The sequence below is a fragment of the Salinibacterium sp. UTAS2018 genome, from assembly GCF_004118935.1.
Classification (GTDB): domain Bacteria; phylum Actinomycetota; class Actinomycetes; order Actinomycetales; family Microbacteriaceae; genus Rhodoglobus.
In genome coordinates this window covers 1,132,287-1,149,311 of the sequence record NZ_CP035375.1, presented here as the reverse complement: position 1 = coordinate 1,149,311, position 17,025 = coordinate 1,132,287, and the positions used below count along the sequence as shown (strand labels likewise).

Here is a 17,025-nt window from a genome sequence, read left to right as displayed (position 1 = left end):
GCGACGGGTGATGCGAAAGAGTGACTAGCTGAAGAGTCCTTCGCGAATGGTGTCGCGCAGTTCGACGAGCTCGGGGTAGTCCTCGAAGAAGCGCAGCTTCTCATCGACGATCGTGTCTCCGTTGGGAAGTTCGTCGGCAAGAACCCACTCAGCGAAAACTTCAGCGGCGTCTTCGCTGGGAATCGTAGCGGCGTAGTCGGTCACGAACTCTTCGGGGGTGTAGCGCTCTTCCTTATCCTCCTCGGTTTCAGCTTCTAAGTCGTCGAGGCTGAAGTCAGGCCAGAATTCGCTGTAGTACGCAAATAGGTAGGAGTCATCGAACGGGCAGCCGTCAAATTCGGAGTACACCGGGCAGTCGACTCTGGCTCAGGCAAGCCGATGTCTCGGTTCTGTCACAGGAAAGAAATGGTCTAGTAACGCGATCTTCAGCCGTATTGCAGACCTCGCTGCTAACTTAGCTACATGACGGAATCACAGAAGAATTCTTCTCCCGCTGAATATGACTTCGTGGTGGTTTCGAACCGGCTTCCCGTGGATTGCACGGTCGAAGACGACGGATCCCTCACGTGGAAGCGCTCACCAGGTGGTCTCGTTACCGCCCTCGAGCCGGTCATGCAGAAGGCCGATGGTGCGTGGGTTGGCTGGGCGGGCCGCCCCGATCTTGACATTGAGCCGTTTCACCAAGATGGCATCCAGATCGTGCCAGTGCCTCTCAGCTCGCAAGATATCGAGGAGTACTACGAGGGTTTCAGCAATGACACTCTGTGGCCGCTCTATCACGACGTTATTGCGCCGCCGGCCTACCACCGTGAATGGTGGGACGACTATGTTGCGGTCAACCAGCGGTTCGCGGATGCCGCGGCCGCGATTAGCGCCGAGGGCGCTGTCGTGTGGGTTCAGGACTACCAACTTCAGCTCGTGCCGCGCATGCTGCGCGAACAGCGACCCGATCTCACCATCGGTTTCTTCAACCACATACCGTTTCCGCCCTACGGCATTTTCGCGCAGCTTCCATGGCGCACGCAGATCATTGAGGGCATGTTGGGGGCGGATGTCGTCGGCTTCCAGCGTTCGGCTGACGCCTCAAACTTTTCATCGGCCGTTCGCCGTCTCACTAATCACCCGACCAAAAATCCCGCGATTGAGGTCACGATTGAGGGTCAACCGACTCGTCGTGTCGTTGCGAAAGCGTTCCCCATTTCCATCGATTCGCGCAGCTTTGAGAAAATGGCGCGCGACCCCGCGATTCAGCAACGTGCTCGCGACATCCGCAAGGGGCTCGGTAACCCGAAGACGGTCATGTTCGGTGTTGACCGCCTTGATTACACCAAGGGCATCCGTCATCGCCTGAAGGCCTATGGCGAACTGTTGCGAGATGGCTCGATCGAGGTCGGCGATGTTGCGCTCATTCAAGTCGCGAGCCCGAGCCGCGAACGCGTTGAGGCCTACATGCACCTGCGCGACGAGATTGAGCTGACGGTTGGTCGCATCAACGGTGAATTCAGCACGCTGAGTCATTCGCCCATCAACTATTTGCATCAGGGGTTCCCTCGCGAAGAGATGGTTGCGCTGTACCTCGCCGCAGACGTGCTGCTCGTGACGGCGCTTCGTGACGGCATGAACTTGGTAGCCAAGGAGTATGTGGCGGCCAGATTCGATAACGATGGTGTGCTCATCCTGAGCGAATTCGCGGGGGCCTCAGAAGAGCTTCGCAAGGCACTACTTGTTAATCCGCATGACATCGACGGTTTGAAAGACGCGATGATGAAGGCCATCAACATGCCCAAGGCTGATCGGGCACTGCGGATGCGTTCCATGCGCAAGCGTGTGCTTGAACACGACGTAGAGCGCTGGTCGAACGCGTTCCTCAAGAACTTGGCGGCGACGCGCTCCGATCGCCACCGCCGTATTGCTCCGCTAGAAATGGCCGAAGAGGTCGAGTGGACTATCGAACGAAAGCGAGTCAAGAAGCCGTGACCTATTCGACTGCGTCCGAGATTGAGGCGGCCATTGAGCAGCTCGTCGCGGCCCGCACTTTGCTTATCGCTCTCGACTTCGACGGCACGCTGGCGCCCGAGGTCGATGACCCGCTAGAGGCACGCGCCATTCCTGCCGCGCAAGAACAATTGTTGCGGATGATCGAGCTCGCCGACACGCGAGTGGCACTGGTGTCAGGCCGCGCAATCGACAGCCTCGAACACGTAGCTCACCTCGGTGACCGCGTGCTTTTCGGCGGATCACACGGGCTCGAGTACCGGCTCGACGAGGGTGATTCTCCCTTGCCGATGAGCGCCGAGAATACCGCTGCGCTCGAACGTCTCGACGCGCTCATGCACGAACTCGCTGATAGCGCCGAGGGCGCGTGGGTAGAGCTCAAGCCTGCTGGCCGCGCTCTGCACGTGCGTATGACGAGTGCCGAGGATGCCGAGCGGCTGACGAACGCTGCGGTCACGAGAGTCGAGACCGAGATTCCTGGTCTCACGACGCGCTTCGGTAAGAACATTGTGGAGTTCGCGATACATGACGCCGACAAAGGCGATGCGATCACACGCCTGCGTGAGTACACGGGCGCGGATGCCGTTTTCTTCGCGGGCGATGACACCACTGACGAAGATGCGATTGTTGTTCTCGGGCCGAACGACCTCGGAGTTCGAGTGGGAGATGCTCCTTCGGCCGCGCAGCTGAGAGTCGCGGGAACGACGGAAATTGCACAAATTTTGGCGATTTTGGCTGATCGACGGCAAGCCGTGGTATCAGCGCGGACAAACTGAGGTTTCGCGAAGCCCTAAACTCGAAGCATGTCTGAGAGCAATTCGATCGATATCAAGCCACGTTCACGCACTGTCACTGACGGAATTGAAGCGACAACGTCGCGCGGAATGCTCCGCGCGGTGGGCATGGGAGACGCGGACTGGGAAAAGCCGCAGATCGGTATTGCGAGCTCGTGGAACGAGATTACGCCGTGCAACCTTTCGCTTGACCGCCTGGCGCAGGCCGCGAAAGAGGGTGTTCACTCTGGCGGGGGATACCCACTGCAGTTCGGCACCATCAGCGTTTCCGACGGTATCTCGATGGGCCACGAGGGAATGCACTTCTCGCTCGTCAGCCGCGAGGTCATCGCTGACTCGGTTGAGGTCGTCATGGAGGCCGAGCGCCTCGACGGTTCCGTCACGCTCGCCGGTTGCGACAAGTCGCTCCCGGGCATGTTGATGGCGGCAGCCCGCCTCAACCTTTCCTCCGTCTTCCTTTACGCCGGTTCGATCGCTCCGGGCTGGGTCAAGCTCAGCGATGGCACCGAAAAAGACATCACGATCATTGACTCGTTCGAGGCTGTGGGCGCAGTCAAGGCTGGCCGGATGACGGAAGCGGATGCCAAGCGCATCGAGTGTGCCTTCGCTCCGGGCGAGGGCGCCTGTGGCGGTATGTACACGGCCAACACCATGGCAAGCGTGGCGGAAGCCCTGGGCATGAGCCTTCCCGGCTCGGCGAGCCCCGCATCCGCCGACCGTCGTCGCGATTACTTCGCGCACCGTTCGGGCGAAGCCGTCGTCAACCTCTTGCGCCTCGGTATCACCTCGCGCGACATCATGACGAAGAAGGCATTCGAGAACGCCATCACGGTCGCCATGGCCCTCGGCGGTTCGACGAACGTTGTGCTGCACATTCTTGCTATCGCCAGCGAAGCTGAAGTTGAGCTCACCCTCGATGACTTCAACCGCATCGGTGACAAGGTTCCGCACCTTGCTGACCTCAAGCCTTTCGGTAAGTACGTCATGAACGACGTCGACCGTCACGGCGGACTTCCCGTGCTGATGAAGGCACTCATGGAAGAGGGCCTTATCCACGGTGACGCGCTCACTGTGACCGGCAAGACCGTTGCCGAGAACCTCGCCGAGATGGATATCGATCCTCTCGACGGTGAAGTTCTGCGCACCTTCGACAACCCCATCCACCCCACCGGTGGCCTCACGATCCTCAAGGGTTCATTGGCTCCCGAGGGTGCTGTGGTGAAGACCGCCGGCTTCGACCTCTCGGAGTTCGAAGGCCCCGCGCGCGTCTTCGAACGCGAGCGTGAAGCTCTGGATGCTCTCACCGCGGGCACCATCAAGGCCGGCTCTGTTGTTGTCATCCGGTATGAAGGCCCCAAGGGTGGCCCCGGTATGCGCGAGATGCTCGCGATCACGGCGGCCATTAAGGGCGCTGGACTCGGCAAAGATGTACTACTCTTGACGGACGGACGATTCTCAGGCGGCACAACCGGACTGTGCATCGGCCACATAGCTCCCGAAGCAGTAGACGCAGGTCCTATTGCCTTCGTGCGCGATGGTGATCTGATACGGGTCAATATCGCAGCTCGCTCGCTCGACTTACTTGTCGACTCCGCTGAGCTCGAAGCTCGCCGAAACGGCTGGGCCCCCCTTCCTCCGCGTTACACGCGAGGCGTTCTTGCCAAGTATTCGAAGCTTGTGCAGTCCGCCGCTCGCGGCGCGGTCACCAGTTAGCGCTCGCTCACCATTCGACTTAAAGGATCTACACATGTCCTCTGAAACCGCACCGCGGCCGAAGAGCACTACGCCGGACATCTTGACCGGCTCAGGTGCCATTCTGCGCAGTCTGGAAAAGTTGGGTGTGAAAGACGTCTTCGGCTTGCCCGGCGGCGCCATCATGCCCTTCTACGACGAACTGATGGCATCCACTGCTATTCGTCACATTCTGGTTCGCCACGAGCAGGGTGCCGGCCACGCTGCTGAAGGCTACGCCTCGTCATCCGGAAAACTCGGTGTCTGTATCGCGACCTCGGGTCCCGGCGCCACAAACCTTGTCACGGCAATCGCGGATGCCCACATGGACTCCGTGCCGCTGCTGGCGATCACCGGACAGGTCTTCTCGACCTCGATGGGAACCGACGCTTTTCAAGAGGTCGATATCTCGGGCATCACGATGCCGATCACCAAGCACTCGTTCCTCGTGACGAAGCCGGAAGACATTCCGGCCACTCTGGCGGCGGCGTACCACATCGCCACAACGGGCCGTCCTGGTCCGGTGCTCGTTGACGTGACGAAAGACTGTCAGCAGGCATCCGCCCCGTTCATTTGGCCGCCCAAGGTTGACCTGCCCGGCTACCGCCCCGTCATGAAGGCGCACGGCAAGCAGGTTCAGGCCGCGGCACAAATGCTGGCCGAGGCCGAGCGTCCCGTGTTTTACGTTGGTGGCGGCGTTGTTCGCTCCGGCGCGTCCGCTGAACTGCTCGAACTCGCGACCCTCGTGGGTGCACCCATCGTGACCACGCTGATGGCGCGCGGTGCGTTCCCCGACTCCAACGAATTGAATCTCGGCATGCCGGGAATGCACGGGTCCGTGCCCGCCGTTCTCGCGATCCAAGAGTCCGACCTCCTCATCTCGCTCGGTGCACGTTTCGACGACCGCGTCACGGGCAAGCCGAGTGAGTTCGCGCCTCTCGCGAAGGTCGTTCACGTTGACATCGACCCCGCTGAGATCGGAAAGATCCGTGCGGCTGAAGTGCCGATCGTGGGTGACGCGAAAGACGTCATCATCGACCTGACCGCGGCATTCACCGACACGATCACCACGACGAAGCCTGACTACACCGAGTGGTGGGAGCGCCTCAACTCGCTGCGCAACCAGTTCCCCCTCGGCTTCACCGAGCCGGATGACGGACTACTGTCGCCGCAGTACGTGATTCAGCGCATCGGTGAGGTCACCGGGCCGGAGGGTATCTTTGCCGCCGGCGTTGGCCAGCACCAGATGTGGTCCGCTCAGTTCATCAAGCACGAACGCCCCAACTCTTGGCTCAACTCGGGTGGTGCCGGAACGATGGGTTACGGCGTACCCGCCGCCATGGGCGCCAAGGTTGCCAACCCTGATCGTCCGGTGTGGGCGATTGACGGTGACGGCTGCTTCCAGATGACCAACCAGGAGCTTGCTACCTGCACGATCAACAAGATCCCGATCAAGGTCGCGATCATCAACAACTCAAGCCTCGGCATGGTTCGTCAGTGGCAGACGCTGTTCTACGACGGACGTCACTCGTTCACCGACCTCAACACCGGCCACGACACCGTCATGATCCCCGACTTCGTGAAGCTGGCTGACGCCTACGGATGCCTCGCCATCCGCGTCACGAAAAAAGAGGAAATCGACCCGGCCATCAAGCTTGCGCTCGAGACCAACGATCGCCCCGTCGTCATTGACTTCGTGGTGAGCCGTGACTCGATGGTGTGGCCGATGGTGCCGCAGGGCGTCGGAAATTCAAGCGTGCAGTATGCCCGCGACCATGCCCCCGAGTGGGAAGAGGAGTAGAGCCATGGGACACGTACTTTCCCTGCTGGTTGAAGACAAGCCAGGTCTGCTCACGCGAGTCGCTGGCCTGTTTGCACGCCGCGGCTTCAACATCCAGTCGCTGGCTGTTGGCTCGAGCGAAATCGAAGGCCTTTCGCGCATCACCGTCGTGGTGGATGTCGAAGAACTTCCCCTTGAACAGGTCACGAAACAGCTCAACAAGCTCATCAACGTGATTAAGATCGTGGAACTCGACCCAGAACAGTCGGTTACCCGCGAGCACTTGCTGATCAAAGTGCGCGTCGACAATACGACGCGCTCACAAATTCTCGAAGCGGTAAACCTGTTCCGTGCCCGTGTGGTTGATGTCGCATCCGATGCGCTCATCATCGAAACCACCGGTGATTCGGGCAAGATTCAAGCATTCCTGCGAGTGCTCGAACCTTACGGGATCAAAGAGATTGCTCAGAGCGGATTGCTGGCCATGGGCCGCGGTTCGAAGAGCATCACTGACCGAGTTTTCAAGAACTAACAGAACAATAACTAAGGAGAATCACAACTGTGACTGAGATCTTTTACGACAAAGACGCTGACCTCGCGCTCATCCAGGGCAAGAAGGTTGCCGTTATCGGCTATGGCTCACAGGGCCACGCTCACGCGCTGAACCTGCGCGACTCCGGTGTTGAGGTCAAGATTGGCCTCAAGGAGGGCTCGAAGAGCATCGCCAAAGCAACCGACGCCGGCTTCGAGGTGCTCACGAGCGCCGAAGCAGCCAAGTGGGCCGACGTTGTTGTGATCCTTGCTCCCGACCAGCACCAGCGTGGTCTCTACGCCGCCGACATCAAGGACAACCTTGTTGCGGGCGACACCCTCGTCTTCGGACACGGCTTCAACATCCGCTTCGGTTACATCGACGCTCCCTCCGACGTAGACGTCATCCTCGTCGCTCCCAAGGGACCGGGTCACACCGTTCGTCGCGAGTACGAAGCTGGCCGTGGCGTTCCCGTCATCGTTGCTGTTGAGAACGACGCCACCGGTTCCGCGTGGGACATGGCGTGGTCGTACTCGAAGGCAATCGGTGGACTTCGCGCCGGTGGCATCAAGACCACCTTCACCGAAGAGACCGAGACCGACCTGTTCGGCGAGCAGGCTGTTCTCTGTGGTGGAACCTCGCAGCTCGTTCAGTACGGTTTCGAAACCCTCATCGAGGCTGGCTACCAGCCCCAGATCGCTTACTTCGAGGTGCTCCACGAGCTCAAGCTCATCGTTGACCTCATGTGGGAGGGCGGCATCGCTAAGCAGCGTTGGAGCGTTTCTGACACCGCTGAGTACGGCGACTACGTTTCGGGCCCCCGAGTCATCGACGAGTCGGTCAAGGAAAACATGAAGGCCGTTCTCGCAGACATCCAGTCGGGTGCCTTCGCAGACCGCTTCATCAACGACATGGACAATGGCGGAACCGAGTTCCTCGCCCTGCGTGAAAAGGGCCAGAACCACCCCATCGAAGCTACCGGCAAGGAGCTTCGCGCTCTCTTCGCTTGGAAGCAGCAAGACTCCGACTACACCGACGGTTCAGCAGCACGCTAACTTTCGCTCGTCACGCCAACGGCCGTTCCGCATCTGCGGGGTGGCCGTTGGTCGTTAGGGAGTGGCGGCAGTCGGGGCGTGGGCGCGGGCACAGTCGTGCTGGCGAGCCGCGTGCCCCGTGAACTACAGCGGCGGCAGCGTCGTGCCGTGGTCGGGCCAGCGCAGGGTCGGCTCGGCCTTGGGGGCGGGGCCGGGGGTTCCAGAGGCAACCCAGATGATGAACGCCAAGAACTGTTCGAGGCGTGAGCCGATGAAGGCGGCGGCGACTAGGGGAGCGTAGAGCGCACCAAGATAGGTCGAGGCGAGCACGAGATTAGCGTTCCTGCCCCAGACAATCGCGAGTACGGCGGGCGCGGCGGCGAGCAAGAACCAGAGTGGATGCGCGGCAACTCCCAGCGCCACTGCGGCGATTAGCGCCACAATGCCAAGCGTTAGTTGCGCGATGATGAGCCAGCCGAGCACGCCTCCGTGGTGGGCGTAGCGTTCGATGCCGACGGCTGCCCACATGACGCGGGCGCGCAACTGGTGAACACCGCTATCGGCGAGGGCGACTCGGAACGTTTCGTCAGCGACGCGGCGTAGCGCCAGTCGCTCATCAGCGGGCGCAAGCCGGGTCTGGTGAGTGAGGTGGTCATGCAGAATCGCGGCGAGAGTTTGCTTGCCGTAGCTGGCGATGAGCCCCCATAGAAACGGGGGAACCGAGGCGAAGTCTGTGCTGTTGCCCTCGGTGGGAGGCAGTGCAGGATCATGCGCCGGAACTTCGATGACCAGGCCGCCCGGGCGTGGGTCGCGCCAGCAGAACGCCTCGGCGACCTGAAAGTCGCGGTCCAGACGGTAGACCAGTGGCAGGCTGCGCAGCTCGTTCCCGTCGTGATCCGTGAACGGCATGCTGAACTCCTCGGTTGATCGTGCGTCTGCAGACTAGTCTGTCGGAGTGACGACGAACGCGCAGCGCAAATCCCCCCGCTCCCGAGACTTCGCCTTTGTGGGCGGGCCGTCGAAATCTCTTCGCTACGTCGGGGCGTTGCGGCTCATTGCCTCGACGCTCGTGCTGGCGAGCATTGCGACCCAGGTCATCGACGAGTCGATTCACAACGACTTCGTGGCCGTGGAGTACTACAGCTACTTCACGATCCAGTCGAGCCTGATCAACATCGTGATTCTTGCGCTGAGCGGGCTGGTGGCCGTGCGCCTGAAGCGCGAGTCGTCCCTGCTGGGCGTGCTGCGAGCATCCGTCGTCTCGTATGCGGTCGTGACCGCCGTCGTCTACAACGTGCTGCTGCGCGGGCTGCCCGACGAGGGCTACGTGGGCATCCAGTGGCCCAACGAGGTCATTCACGTGTGGGTGCCGCTGTTCTTGCTGCTCGACTGGCTGTTCTCGCCGTCACGACCGGTGTTGCGGATGCGCGACGTGCGCATTGTGGTCATCTACCCGGTTGCGTGGCTGGCCTTCACGATCGTGCGCGGGCTGCTCGGCGGTTGGTTTCCGTACCCCTTCTTGGAGCCGAATGGGCCCGACGGCTGGGGCGGCGTGCTCGTCTACGTGCTCGGCATCGCGGCGTTCATCATCGCGATTGCGGTCGGCCTCATCGCGATCAGTCGTGCGAAATGGGCGCGCTGGACTATCCAAGATCGCGTCACCTGGTCGAACCAGTAGTGCTGAGAATCTAGCTCGTGGGCCACTCGTCGGCTGGTGAGTAGGCGAATAAGTGGCGATAGTCTGCGAGCTCGGTAATCGCAGGGGCATCGGCTGCGCGTTCGAACCGTTCCTCAGAGAATTCGCCAGCGAGAGCGTCGTAGTTTGTGGTTCGGTTGAGCAGGGTCGTGCCGATCTGTGCTGCGATCTTGATCGCCTCGCTCGTCACGATAGAGGCCACGACGCTCACGGCGCCGGGGAAGATTCCGTGCGTCACGTTCGTATCAACGGTCGCTGTCGCGGGCGGCAGCGGGTATAGATCGCGGAATCCTGCGCCACGGGCAGGCCAAGACACTCCCGCTTGAGCGCCGAATTCGCAGGCGACGCCCCACACGAGCGGAATCCCCGTGATCTCCGCGGCATCGGCCGCTAAATAGTGAGTGGCGAAGTTGTCGCTGCCATCGACCACGAGGTCGTAGTCGGCGAACAGCTCCAGAGCGTTGTGCGGAGTGAGCTTGGCATCGATCGCAATGACCGTGGTGGCGGGGCTGAGATCAGCGACGCGTTCAACGGCAGACACGACTTTCTTGTGGCCGACATCCAAGAGACGGTGGATGTGCTGGCGGTGCAAATTGCTCAGCTCAACGCGGTCATCGTCAATGACACCGACAGTGCCAACGCCGGCGGCAGCGAGCGACGGAATGACCGTGCTGCCGACGCCACCCGCGCCAATCACGAGCACGCGAGTGCGCGCCAAATTATTTTGCGCCGTCTCGCCAAAGTGGGTTAGCGCGAGTTGGCGGCTAAACCGCTGATCCATGATCTGATTGTTACACTGCGGTCCTGAGAGTGGCCCCGAAAAACGGTCTGGCACACCGCTCTGCCCGTGAACTGGGGGTTCTGGGAGCGTGCACTGAGCCCGGTTTCCCTCATTCGGGCGTGGAGACCGCTGACGCTCTCACATGTCGAGGCCCAATGACTGCGGTCGCAACCGCCGTCACCACGAGCGCGGCGGCCGCAACGAGCAGAGATGTGGCCGTGGCGTCGACGAAAGCGGCGCGGGCTGCGACGGTCACGGCATCCGCTGCGGGCCCCAACGAGGAGATCATGGGCGACTGCGTAAAGGCGATCGACTCTTGAACTTTGTCGGCGATATCCGCGGGCAGTTGGGTCGTGGCGTCGCTGACGGTGGTGCGATAGACCGAGGCGAGGACGCCGCCGAGCACCGCGATCCCGAGGGCGCTTCCGAACTCTCGCGCAACGTCGTTGACGGCAGAGGCGACACCCTGCTTTTCGCGGGGGAGGGATTGGGTGATGGCGGTCGTGGACGGGGTACCGGCCAAGCCCATTCCGGCGGCAAACACGACGAGGCCAGCGGCGAAATGGAAGAAGTTGAAATCGACCGTCAGCAGCGACATGATGCCGAATCCCACTGCCATGAGTACGAGACCTGCGGGAACGACCTTGCGGTAGCCGATGCGTTCGGCGATCGACGGTGCCAGTCGCGCGAGCGGAACCATCGAGAGCGGCATCGGCAGCATGCACGCGGCGGCCTGCAGCGGGCTGAGGCCGACGACGAATTGCAAGTATTGCAACATCGTGAAGAAGAACCCGAAGGCGGCAAAGAACTGGATGAAGATGGTGAGGCTGCCGGCCGAAAAACCGCGAATGGTGAAGAGTCGCGGGTCGAGGAGGGGATCGGGGTGGCGGCGCTCCCACACCACGAACGCCACGAGAGCCAGCAGGCCGCTACCGAGCACAACGAAGGGCAGTGCTTCTTCGCCCGCGGTATCGGCGATCTCGATGACTCCGTAGACGAGAGTGCTGACCGCGATCAGGGACAGCACGGCGCCGACCGTATCGAAGCGGGATGCGATGGCATCTTTGCTCGGCGGCACCACGAGCACGGCCCCGACAATTCCCAGGATGGCAAGCACGACGTTGAGCCAGAAGAACGAGTGCCATTCGAATACTTCAAGGAGCAAGCCAGTGCCGAAGAGGCCGAGTACTGCTCCGCTGCCAGCGACTCCCACCCACACGCCGACCGCTTTGGGGCGCTCGGCGTCGGGAAAGCTGGTGGTGATGACAGAAAGAGTTGTCGGCATGATTCCCGCGGCACCGATGCCCATGACGGCACGCAAGATGATGAGTGAGTTCGCGTCGGTTGTGAAGGTGGCAGCGGCGGCTGCGGCACCGAAAATACTGAGTCCTACGATGAGGATCGCCTTGCGGCCGAACCGGTCCCCGATGGCCCCGGCCGCCAACAGCAGGCCAGCAAAAACGACCGTGTAGGAGTCAACGATCCAGGTCAACTCGGTCTGAGTGGCGCCAATCTCGCGGGCGAGGCTCGGCAGGGCCACGTTGAGCCCGCTGACAGCCGACATGACCGTCATGAGCGAGAGCGCCATAGTGATGAGGATCAGCCGTCGACGGAGTGGACTGAGTTCTGCGTGAGCACCGTGCGTCGGGTGGGTGGCAGATGGTGCAGGGGTGTTGGTCATAGTATTTCCCTCTGGTGAATTAATTCCCCATGTGATGAAATAATACGGATGCGGCGACAATTCCGCAAAACTGTGAACGACGAGACGACAAGGTGTTCCCCATGGCGGCGTCAGATTCCCCCAAACGAGCAGGACGCCGGCCCGCCGCGAGCGCGGCCGGCAGCGGTGCACGCGAAGAAATCGAAGCAGTGGCGCGACAGCAGTTTGCTGACCTTGGCTACGAACGGGTCAGCGTGCGCGGAGTGGCGCGGAAGGCGGGGGTCGACCCTAAACTCATCCACCACTATTTCGGTGGGAAGGAAGCTCTCTTTGCTGCCGTCGTGGAGCTTCCGCTGACGCCGGGAGAGGTCGTTGCAGAACTGCGGGTGCCGAGCGAGGAAACCTTGGGGCACCGTTTGGCACGAATTGTGATCGGGATGCAGAGCAACGCGCTCTCGCGAATGACGATGTTGGGCGTCATCCGGGCAGCAACAAGCCAACCGCTTGCTGCGGAACGAATTCGGGCCCTGCTGACGAACCGGCTATTGGTTCCGATCGCGCGCGAACTTGAGATTGACCAGCCCGATCTGAGAGCGGCGCTGGTGGGCAGTCAGGTCGTTGGTCTGATGATGGCGCGCTACGTGGTGAAGGTGCCGGCGCTGGCGCGGGCCAGTGATGAGGAGATCACCGAGCTGCTTGCTGCCTCGCTTGACGCCGTTCTCGGCTCGGCGATTACCCCAAGGGCAGGGAATTCGACGGCAGGAAGGTGAGATTCACGCCGTCGCCCTGCAGTACAAGACTGCCGCCGGTCGGTATGGCGGTTGTCGTCACGGCCAAGGCGGCAAAGTAGCGTTCGTCGAAGTCCATCAGCGCGGTCTCAGCGCACGCTCGCTCAGTAGAGACGAGGTCGTTCACGGTGAAATTCTGCGGTTCGCCCGTGAGGGGTGCGCTGTAGCTGTTGCAGGCCCCAGCGCCCATCATGTCCTCGTCGGTGATCATGATGGTGACCTCGGCGGTCGTGGTGAGATCGCCAGTGCTATCGGTGCCTTCGGCATAGATCCAGGTGCCGCCGATGCCGTCAACGGGCATGGAGTCGCCGGGGGTCTGTTCTTCGCCGAGCCCCGGACCGCTGTCGAGCGGCGGCTCATCAGAGCCACCCGAAGTTGCCGGACCGGCACAAGCGGCCAGAGCGAGCAAGCTGACGGCGAGTAGCGGCGTAAGTCTCGCGAACATTGATTTCTTGATCATTGTTTCCTCCTACCTAGGTAGACGAAGAGGTGGACCATTTCGTTGGGCGGCGTCGGCTACTTTTAGAGCGCGGCGAGCGGGATGATCAGAGCGCAGCGAGCAGAACGAGCACGATCAGCACGAGTTGCCCGAAGTATCGTGGCCAGAACGGCAGGGCGGCCTTTCCGAAGCGATCCGGATGATCGGCCGCGTAGGCATTGGCGGGGAACACGGCGATTAGAAACACGATAAGTGCGATCGCGGTAATGAACCGCACCGGTTCCCACAGCAGCCCCAGACCGCCAGCGATTTCACAGAGTCCGGTAATCGTCACGAGAGCCGCCGGGGAGGGCAGGCGGGGGTGTCGCAAAACGGGCGGGATCATGGCCCGCATCGTGCGGGCAGGAGCGGCCACAAAGTGGCTCACGCCCGCCGCGATAAACGCGAGCGCGAGAGTGATTCGCAATGCCCACTGGGCGATCTGTACGGCATCCGTCATGGGTCTATCGTCGCACTGCGCTGTCACATGGCAACGGGGGCGTCCCGTCGCCGCTAAAGTTGCAGTAGTTGTCTACTCCAGCAGCCTTCGTTGTGTTAGCGCGAAGTCCCCGCGAATTGAAGGATCAGATCTGTGGCTAAGCCGATCGTCGTGATCGCCGAAGAACTTTCCCCCGCAACAGTCGACGCTCTCGGGCCCGACTTTGAGATTCGAAATGTGGACGGCACTGACCGTGACGCACTGAAGTCTGCGCTCTCGGACGCGCAGGCCGTTCTCATCCGCTCTGCGACCCAAATGGATGCCGATGCTCTCGCGGCCGCGCCTGGCCTGAAGGTCATTGCTCGCGCCGGTGTTGGCCTCGACAACGTGGACATCAAGGCGGCTACCGCTGCCGGTGTCATGGTCGTGAATGCTCCTACCTCCAACATCATCTCGGCTGCCGAGCTGACCGTCGGGCACATTTTGAGCCTCGCGCGTCACATTCCGGCCGCCTCCAGCGCTCTCGCGCAGGGGCAGTGGAAGCGCTCGCAGTACTCCGGTACCGAACTCTTCGAGAAGACGATCGGCATCATCGGTCTCGGCCGTATCGGTGGTCTCATCACCGAGCGGATGCAGGCCTTCGGCACGAGCATCATTGCCTACGACCCCTACGTCACGGCCGCTCGCGCGCAGCAGATGGGCGTTACGCTCGTGTCGCTCGATGAGCTGCTCGAGCGTTCGGACTTCATCACGATCCACATGCCGAAGACGCCCGAAACTACGGGCATGATTTCGACCGAGCAGTTTGCTCGTATGAAGTCGAGCGCGTACATCGTCAACGTTGCCCGTGGTGGCCTCGTCGACGAAGACGCTCTCTACACGGCCCTCAAGTCGCGTCGCATTGCCGGCGCTGGCCTCGACGTGTTCGTGAGCGAGCCGCCCACGGGGTCGCCGCTTCTCGATCTCGAGAACACCATCGTCACGCCTCACCTCGGTGCTTCGACCGCTGAAGCGCAAGAGAAGGCTGGCGTTTCGGTAGCCAAGTCTGTTCGTCTTGCCCTCGGTGGAGAGCTCGTGCCCGACGCCGTGAACGTTGCTGGTGGAGTCATTCACCAGACCGTGCGCCCCGGCATCCCGCTCATGGAAAAACTCGGCCAGGTCTTCTCGGGTCTTTCCGACAGCCCCGTCACCAACGTCGACATCGAGGTTCGCGGCGAGATCGTCGAACACGATGTCAACGTGCTCAAGCTTGCCGCGCTCAAGGGCATCTTCACTAACGTGGTGTCCGAGACAGTCAGCTACGTCAACGCCCCGTTGCTCGCTGACCAGCGTGGTCTCACGGTTCGTTTGATTACGGATGCCGTGAGCTCCGAATACCGCAATCTGCTGACCATCCGTGGTTCGCTTGCTGACGGCTCGCAGGTTTCCGTCTCAGGAACCCTGGTCGGTAACAAACAGCTCGAGAAGATCGTTGAGATCAACGGCTACGACATCGAGGTTCCGCTCGCGGACCACCTCATCGTCATGATGTACGAAGACCGCACCGGAATCGTTGCCGTCTTCGGTAAAGAATTCGGCGACGCCAACATCAACATCGCCGGCATGCAGATCGCGCGTGAAAGCGAAGGCGGCAACGCCCTCTCCGTGCTCACGGTCGACTCGCAGGCATCCGCGGATGTGCTCGCGACCGTCGGGGAGCGCATTGACGCTCGCTACGTGCACGCGATCGACATCGTCGACGCGTAGTCACTTCGTTCGCACCATCTTGGTGTGAGCAACGCGAAAGGCGCGCCCCGAGCAATCGGGACGCGCCTTTCGTGCGTTGAACGTTGCGGCTGTTAGAAAGTTTCGTCTGATCGCGTCGAGGTGCGACGCTCGCTCACGGAGCCATTCGCTCCGTCGGTACCGTTGTGCACGGTCGTGACTGACGTGCGATTGCGCAGCGTCAGCACGAGACCGATGATGAACGTGACGACTCCGGCGCCCATCAGGATGTAGCCGATGAGGTCAAGGTTGACTCCTTCGACTTGGAAATCGAGCGCGAAAGTAAGAATCGCGCCGATAACGACAAGGACAATTCCGGTTCCAATACTCATAAGCCCAATTTTAGCGCCTCTAATCCAGCGTGCAATCAGGTAACGTTCAGAAAAGTCCGGGCGGCATAGCGCCCGGAACTCGAAGTGGATGCGACTACGGTGCAGTTCGACGCCGCAACCAGCCCCGCAGCGGTACTGTATTTACATGCCTTCTCAGATCAAGCTTGCAGTCATTCCCGGTGATGGAATTGGGCCCGAAGTTGTGGCCGAGGCCCTCAAGGTTCTGAAAGCAACGGGGGTGGATGTCGCCCCCACTGAGTTCCCCTTTGGCGCCGCTCACTACCTGGAGTCGGGCACCATCCTTGAAGACTCCGACATCGCAGAACTCGCGAAGTACGACGCGATCCTGCTGGGAGCAGTCGGGGGAGACCCGCGCGACCCTCGCCTCACGGGCGGCATCATCGAGCGAGGTCTGCTGCTGAAGCTGCGTTTTGCGCTCGATCATCACGTGAACCTGCGCCCCACCACAATTTTCCCCGGTGTCACGTCGCCGCTGGCTAACCCCGGCGCCGTCGACTTTGTGGTTGTGCGCGAGGGCACCGAAGGCCCCTACGTGGGTAACGGCGGGCGCATCCGCACCGGTACACCGCACGAGATCGCCACCGAGGTCTCGATCAACACAGCGTTCGGTGTCGAGCGCGTTGTGCGCTTCGCATTCGCTCACGCGATGGAGCGCGACCGCAAGAAGGTCACGCTCGTGCACAAGACCAACGTGCTCGTTCACGCGGGCGGTTTGTGGCAGACGACGGTCGACCGGGTGGCGGCAGAGTTCCCCGAGGTTGAAGTCGATTACATGCATGTCGATGCGGCGACTATTTACCTCGTCACAAATCCGAGTAGATTTGACGTTATCGTCACCGACAACCTTTTCGGTGACATCCTCACAGACCTCGCAGCAGCCATCAGCGGCGGCATTGGTTTGGCCGCCTCCGGCAACTTGAACCCGAGCGGGGAATTCCCCTCCATGTTCGAGCCGGTTCATGGCTCAGCGCCCGACATTGCGGGCAAACAACTCGCTGATCCCACGGCGGCAATCCTGTCGATTGCATTGCTGCTCTCACAGTCCGGTCACACGGATGCCGCGGCCAAGGTCACGGCGGCCGTGCAGGCCGATCTCGGCGCCCGTGGCGACACCGCACGGTCCACGTCTGAAATCGGCAGTGCAATTGCCGACGCTGTAGCGCAGAATTAACCCACAGCCGCCACGGCTGTACGTCACTA

At 61.4% G+C, this 17,025-nt stretch carries 17 protein-coding genes; 10 read left to right on the top strand and 7 right to left on the bottom strand.

Going from position 1 to position 17,025, the window contains the following annotated elements; translation table 11 throughout:
- Positions 1-24 precede the first annotated feature (24 nt).
- Positions 25-348: a hypothetical protein gene (locus ESZ53_RS05475; protein WP_129071900.1), complete on the bottom strand. Its 324-nt coding sequence runs from the start codon at positions 346-348 to the stop codon at positions 25-27.
- Between the two features lie 114 nt (positions 349-462).
- Here ESZ53_RS05475 and otsA point away from each other — a divergent pair, with 114 nt between their 5' ends.
- Genes otsA through ilvC form a run of 6 tightly spaced genes read left to right on the top strand, consistent with a single transcriptional unit; the run spans position 463 to position 7,887 of the window.
- Complete coding sequence (gene otsA, locus ESZ53_RS05470; RefSeq protein WP_129071899.1) at positions 463-1,977, top strand: alpha,alpha-trehalose-phosphate synthase (UDP-forming); 1,515 nt, start codon at positions 463-465, stop codon at positions 1,975-1,977.
- A complete protein-coding gene (otsB, locus tag ESZ53_RS05465; RefSeq protein WP_129071898.1) occupies positions 1,941-2,771 on the top strand; it encodes a trehalose-phosphatase in 831 nt (276 codons plus the stop codon). Before otsA ends, otsB begins: the two co-directional genes overlap by 37 nt.
- A 27-nt stretch (positions 2,772-2,798) precedes the next feature.
- Positions 2,799-4,502 carry a dihydroxy-acid dehydratase gene (ilvD, locus tag ESZ53_RS05460; RefSeq protein ID WP_129071897.1) on the top strand — a complete coding sequence of 568 codons (1,704 nt, stop codon included), beginning with the start codon at positions 2,799-2,801 and terminating at the stop codon, positions 4,500-4,502.
- Between the two features lie 34 nt (positions 4,503-4,536).
- The gene (locus tag ESZ53_RS05455) at positions 4,537-6,321 is read left to right on the top strand and encodes an acetolactate synthase large subunit (RefSeq protein WP_129071896.1); all 1,785 of its coding nucleotides are present in this window, start codon (positions 4,537-4,539) and stop codon (positions 6,319-6,321) included.
- Between the two features lie 4 nt (positions 6,322-6,325).
- Positions 6,326-6,832, top strand: coding sequence for an acetolactate synthase small subunit (gene ilvN / locus ESZ53_RS05450; protein ID WP_129071895.1), 507 nt, complete (start codon positions 6,326-6,328; stop codon positions 6,830-6,832).
- A gap of 29 nt (positions 6,833-6,861) precedes the next feature.
- Entirely contained in the window at positions 6,862-7,887 is a 1,026-nt protein-coding gene (ilvC, locus tag ESZ53_RS05445; RefSeq protein ID WP_129071894.1) for a ketol-acid reductoisomerase, read from the top strand.
- A 123-nt stretch (positions 7,888-8,010) separates the two neighbouring features.
- On the opposite strand, the gene ESZ53_RS05440 is transcribed toward ilvC, so the two are convergent.
- Complete coding sequence (locus ESZ53_RS05440; protein WP_129071893.1) at positions 8,011-8,775, bottom strand: DUF1353 domain-containing protein; 765 nt, start codon at positions 8,773-8,775, stop codon at positions 8,011-8,013.
- A 46-nt stretch (positions 8,776-8,821) separates the two neighbouring features.
- On the opposite strand from ESZ53_RS05440, the gene ESZ53_RS05435 reads away from it, so the two are divergent.
- On the top strand, positions 8,822-9,544 hold the full coding sequence (locus tag ESZ53_RS05435; RefSeq protein ID WP_168187188.1) for a Pr6Pr family membrane protein: 723 nt from the start codon (positions 8,822-8,824) through the stop codon (positions 9,542-9,544).
- Between the two features lie 10 nt (positions 9,545-9,554).
- Here the strand turns inward: ESZ53_RS05435 and ESZ53_RS05430 are convergent, their stop codons facing one another.
- Together ESZ53_RS05430 and ESZ53_RS05425 are read right to left on the bottom strand one after the other, a co-directional pair.
- Positions 9,555-10,343: a HesA/MoeB/ThiF family protein gene (locus ESZ53_RS05430; protein WP_129071892.1), complete on the bottom strand. Its 789-nt coding sequence runs from the start codon at positions 10,341-10,343 to the stop codon at positions 9,555-9,557.
- Positions 10,344-10,452: 109 nt separating this feature from the next.
- A complete protein-coding gene (locus tag ESZ53_RS05425; protein ID WP_129071891.1) occupies positions 10,453-12,024 on the bottom strand; it encodes an MFS transporter in 1,572 nt (523 codons plus the stop codon).
- A gap of 101 nt (positions 12,025-12,125) precedes the next feature.
- Between ESZ53_RS05425 and ESZ53_RS05420 the strand changes: the two genes are divergently transcribed.
- Positions 12,126-12,773: a TetR family transcriptional regulator gene (locus tag ESZ53_RS05420; protein WP_129071890.1), complete on the top strand. Its 648-nt coding sequence runs from the start codon at positions 12,126-12,128 to the stop codon at positions 12,771-12,773.
- On the opposite strand, the gene ESZ53_RS05415 is transcribed toward ESZ53_RS05420, so the two are convergent.
- Positions 12,736-13,251 carry an META domain-containing protein gene (locus ESZ53_RS05415; RefSeq protein WP_210403840.1) on the bottom strand — a complete coding sequence of 172 codons (516 nt, stop codon included), beginning with the start codon at positions 13,249-13,251 and terminating at the stop codon, positions 12,736-12,738. The two genes, ESZ53_RS05420 and ESZ53_RS05415, sit on opposite strands and share 38 nt — an antisense overlap.
- A gap of 85 nt (positions 13,252-13,336) precedes the next feature.
- A complete protein-coding gene (locus tag ESZ53_RS05410; protein ID WP_129071889.1) occupies positions 13,337-13,729 on the bottom strand; it encodes a DoxX family membrane protein in 393 nt (130 codons plus the stop codon).
- A gap of 132 nt (positions 13,730-13,861) precedes the next feature.
- Between ESZ53_RS05410 and serA the strand changes: the two genes are divergently transcribed.
- Positions 13,862-15,454 carry a phosphoglycerate dehydrogenase gene (gene serA / locus ESZ53_RS05405; RefSeq protein ID WP_129071888.1) on the top strand — a complete coding sequence of 531 codons (1,593 nt, stop codon included), beginning with the start codon at positions 13,862-13,864 and terminating at the stop codon, positions 15,452-15,454.
- A 92-nt stretch (positions 15,455-15,546) separates the two neighbouring features.
- Here the strand turns inward: serA and ESZ53_RS05400 are convergent, their stop codons facing one another.
- Positions 15,547-15,804, bottom strand: coding sequence for a DUF6458 family protein (locus ESZ53_RS05400; protein WP_129071887.1), 258 nt, complete (start codon positions 15,802-15,804; stop codon positions 15,547-15,549).
- 145 nt (positions 15,805-15,949) lie between these two features.
- Here ESZ53_RS05400 and ESZ53_RS05395 point away from each other — a divergent pair, with 145 nt between their 5' ends.
- The gene (locus tag ESZ53_RS05395) at positions 15,950-16,996 is read left to right on the top strand and encodes a 3-isopropylmalate dehydrogenase (RefSeq protein ID WP_129071886.1); all 1,047 of its coding nucleotides are present in this window, start codon (positions 15,950-15,952) and stop codon (positions 16,994-16,996) included.
- The last annotated feature ends 29 nt before the right edge of the window (positions 16,997-17,025 follow it).

Excerpts from the sequence above, each read along its gene's own strand:
- otsA (WP_129071899.1), top strand. The coding sequence starts at position 463 with ATGACGGAATCACAGAAGAATTCTTCTCCCGCTGAATATGACTTCGTG.
- ilvD (WP_129071897.1), top strand. The coding sequence starts at position 2,799 with ATGTCTGAGAGCAATTCGATCGATATCAAGCCACGTTCACGCACTGTC.
- ESZ53_RS05455 (WP_129071896.1), top strand. The coding sequence starts at position 4,537 with ATGTCCTCTGAAACCGCACCGCGGCCGAAGAGCACTACGCCGGACATC.
- ilvN (WP_129071895.1), top strand. The coding sequence starts at position 6,326 with ATGGGACACGTACTTTCCCTGCTGGTTGAAGACAAGCCAGGTCTGCTC.
- ESZ53_RS05440 (WP_129071893.1), bottom strand. The coding sequence starts at position 8,775 with ATGCCGTTCACGGATCACGACGGGAACGAGCTGCGCAGCCTGCCACTG.
- ESZ53_RS05430 (WP_129071892.1), bottom strand. The coding sequence starts at position 10,343 with ATGGATCAGCGGTTTAGCCGCCAACTCGCGCTAACCCACTTTGGCGAG.
- ESZ53_RS05425 (WP_129071891.1), bottom strand. The coding sequence starts at position 12,024 with ATGACCAACACCCCTGCACCATCTGCCACCCACCCGACGCACGGTGCT.
- ESZ53_RS05420 (WP_129071890.1), top strand. The coding sequence starts at position 12,126 with ATGGCGGCGTCAGATTCCCCCAAACGAGCAGGACGCCGGCCCGCCGCG.
- ESZ53_RS05415 (WP_210403840.1), bottom strand. The coding sequence starts at position 13,251 with ATGATCAAGAAATCAATGTTCGCGAGACTTACGCCGCTACTCGCCGTC.
- ESZ53_RS05410 (WP_129071889.1), bottom strand. The coding sequence starts at position 13,729 with ATGACGGATGCCGTACAGATCGCCCAGTGGGCATTGCGAATCACTCTC.
- ESZ53_RS05400 (WP_129071887.1), bottom strand. The coding sequence starts at position 15,804 with ATGAGTATTGGAACCGGAATTGTCCTTGTCGTTATCGGCGCGATTCTT.
- ESZ53_RS05395 (WP_129071886.1), top strand. The coding sequence starts at position 15,950 with ATGCCTTCTCAGATCAAGCTTGCAGTCATTCCCGGTGATGGAATTGGG.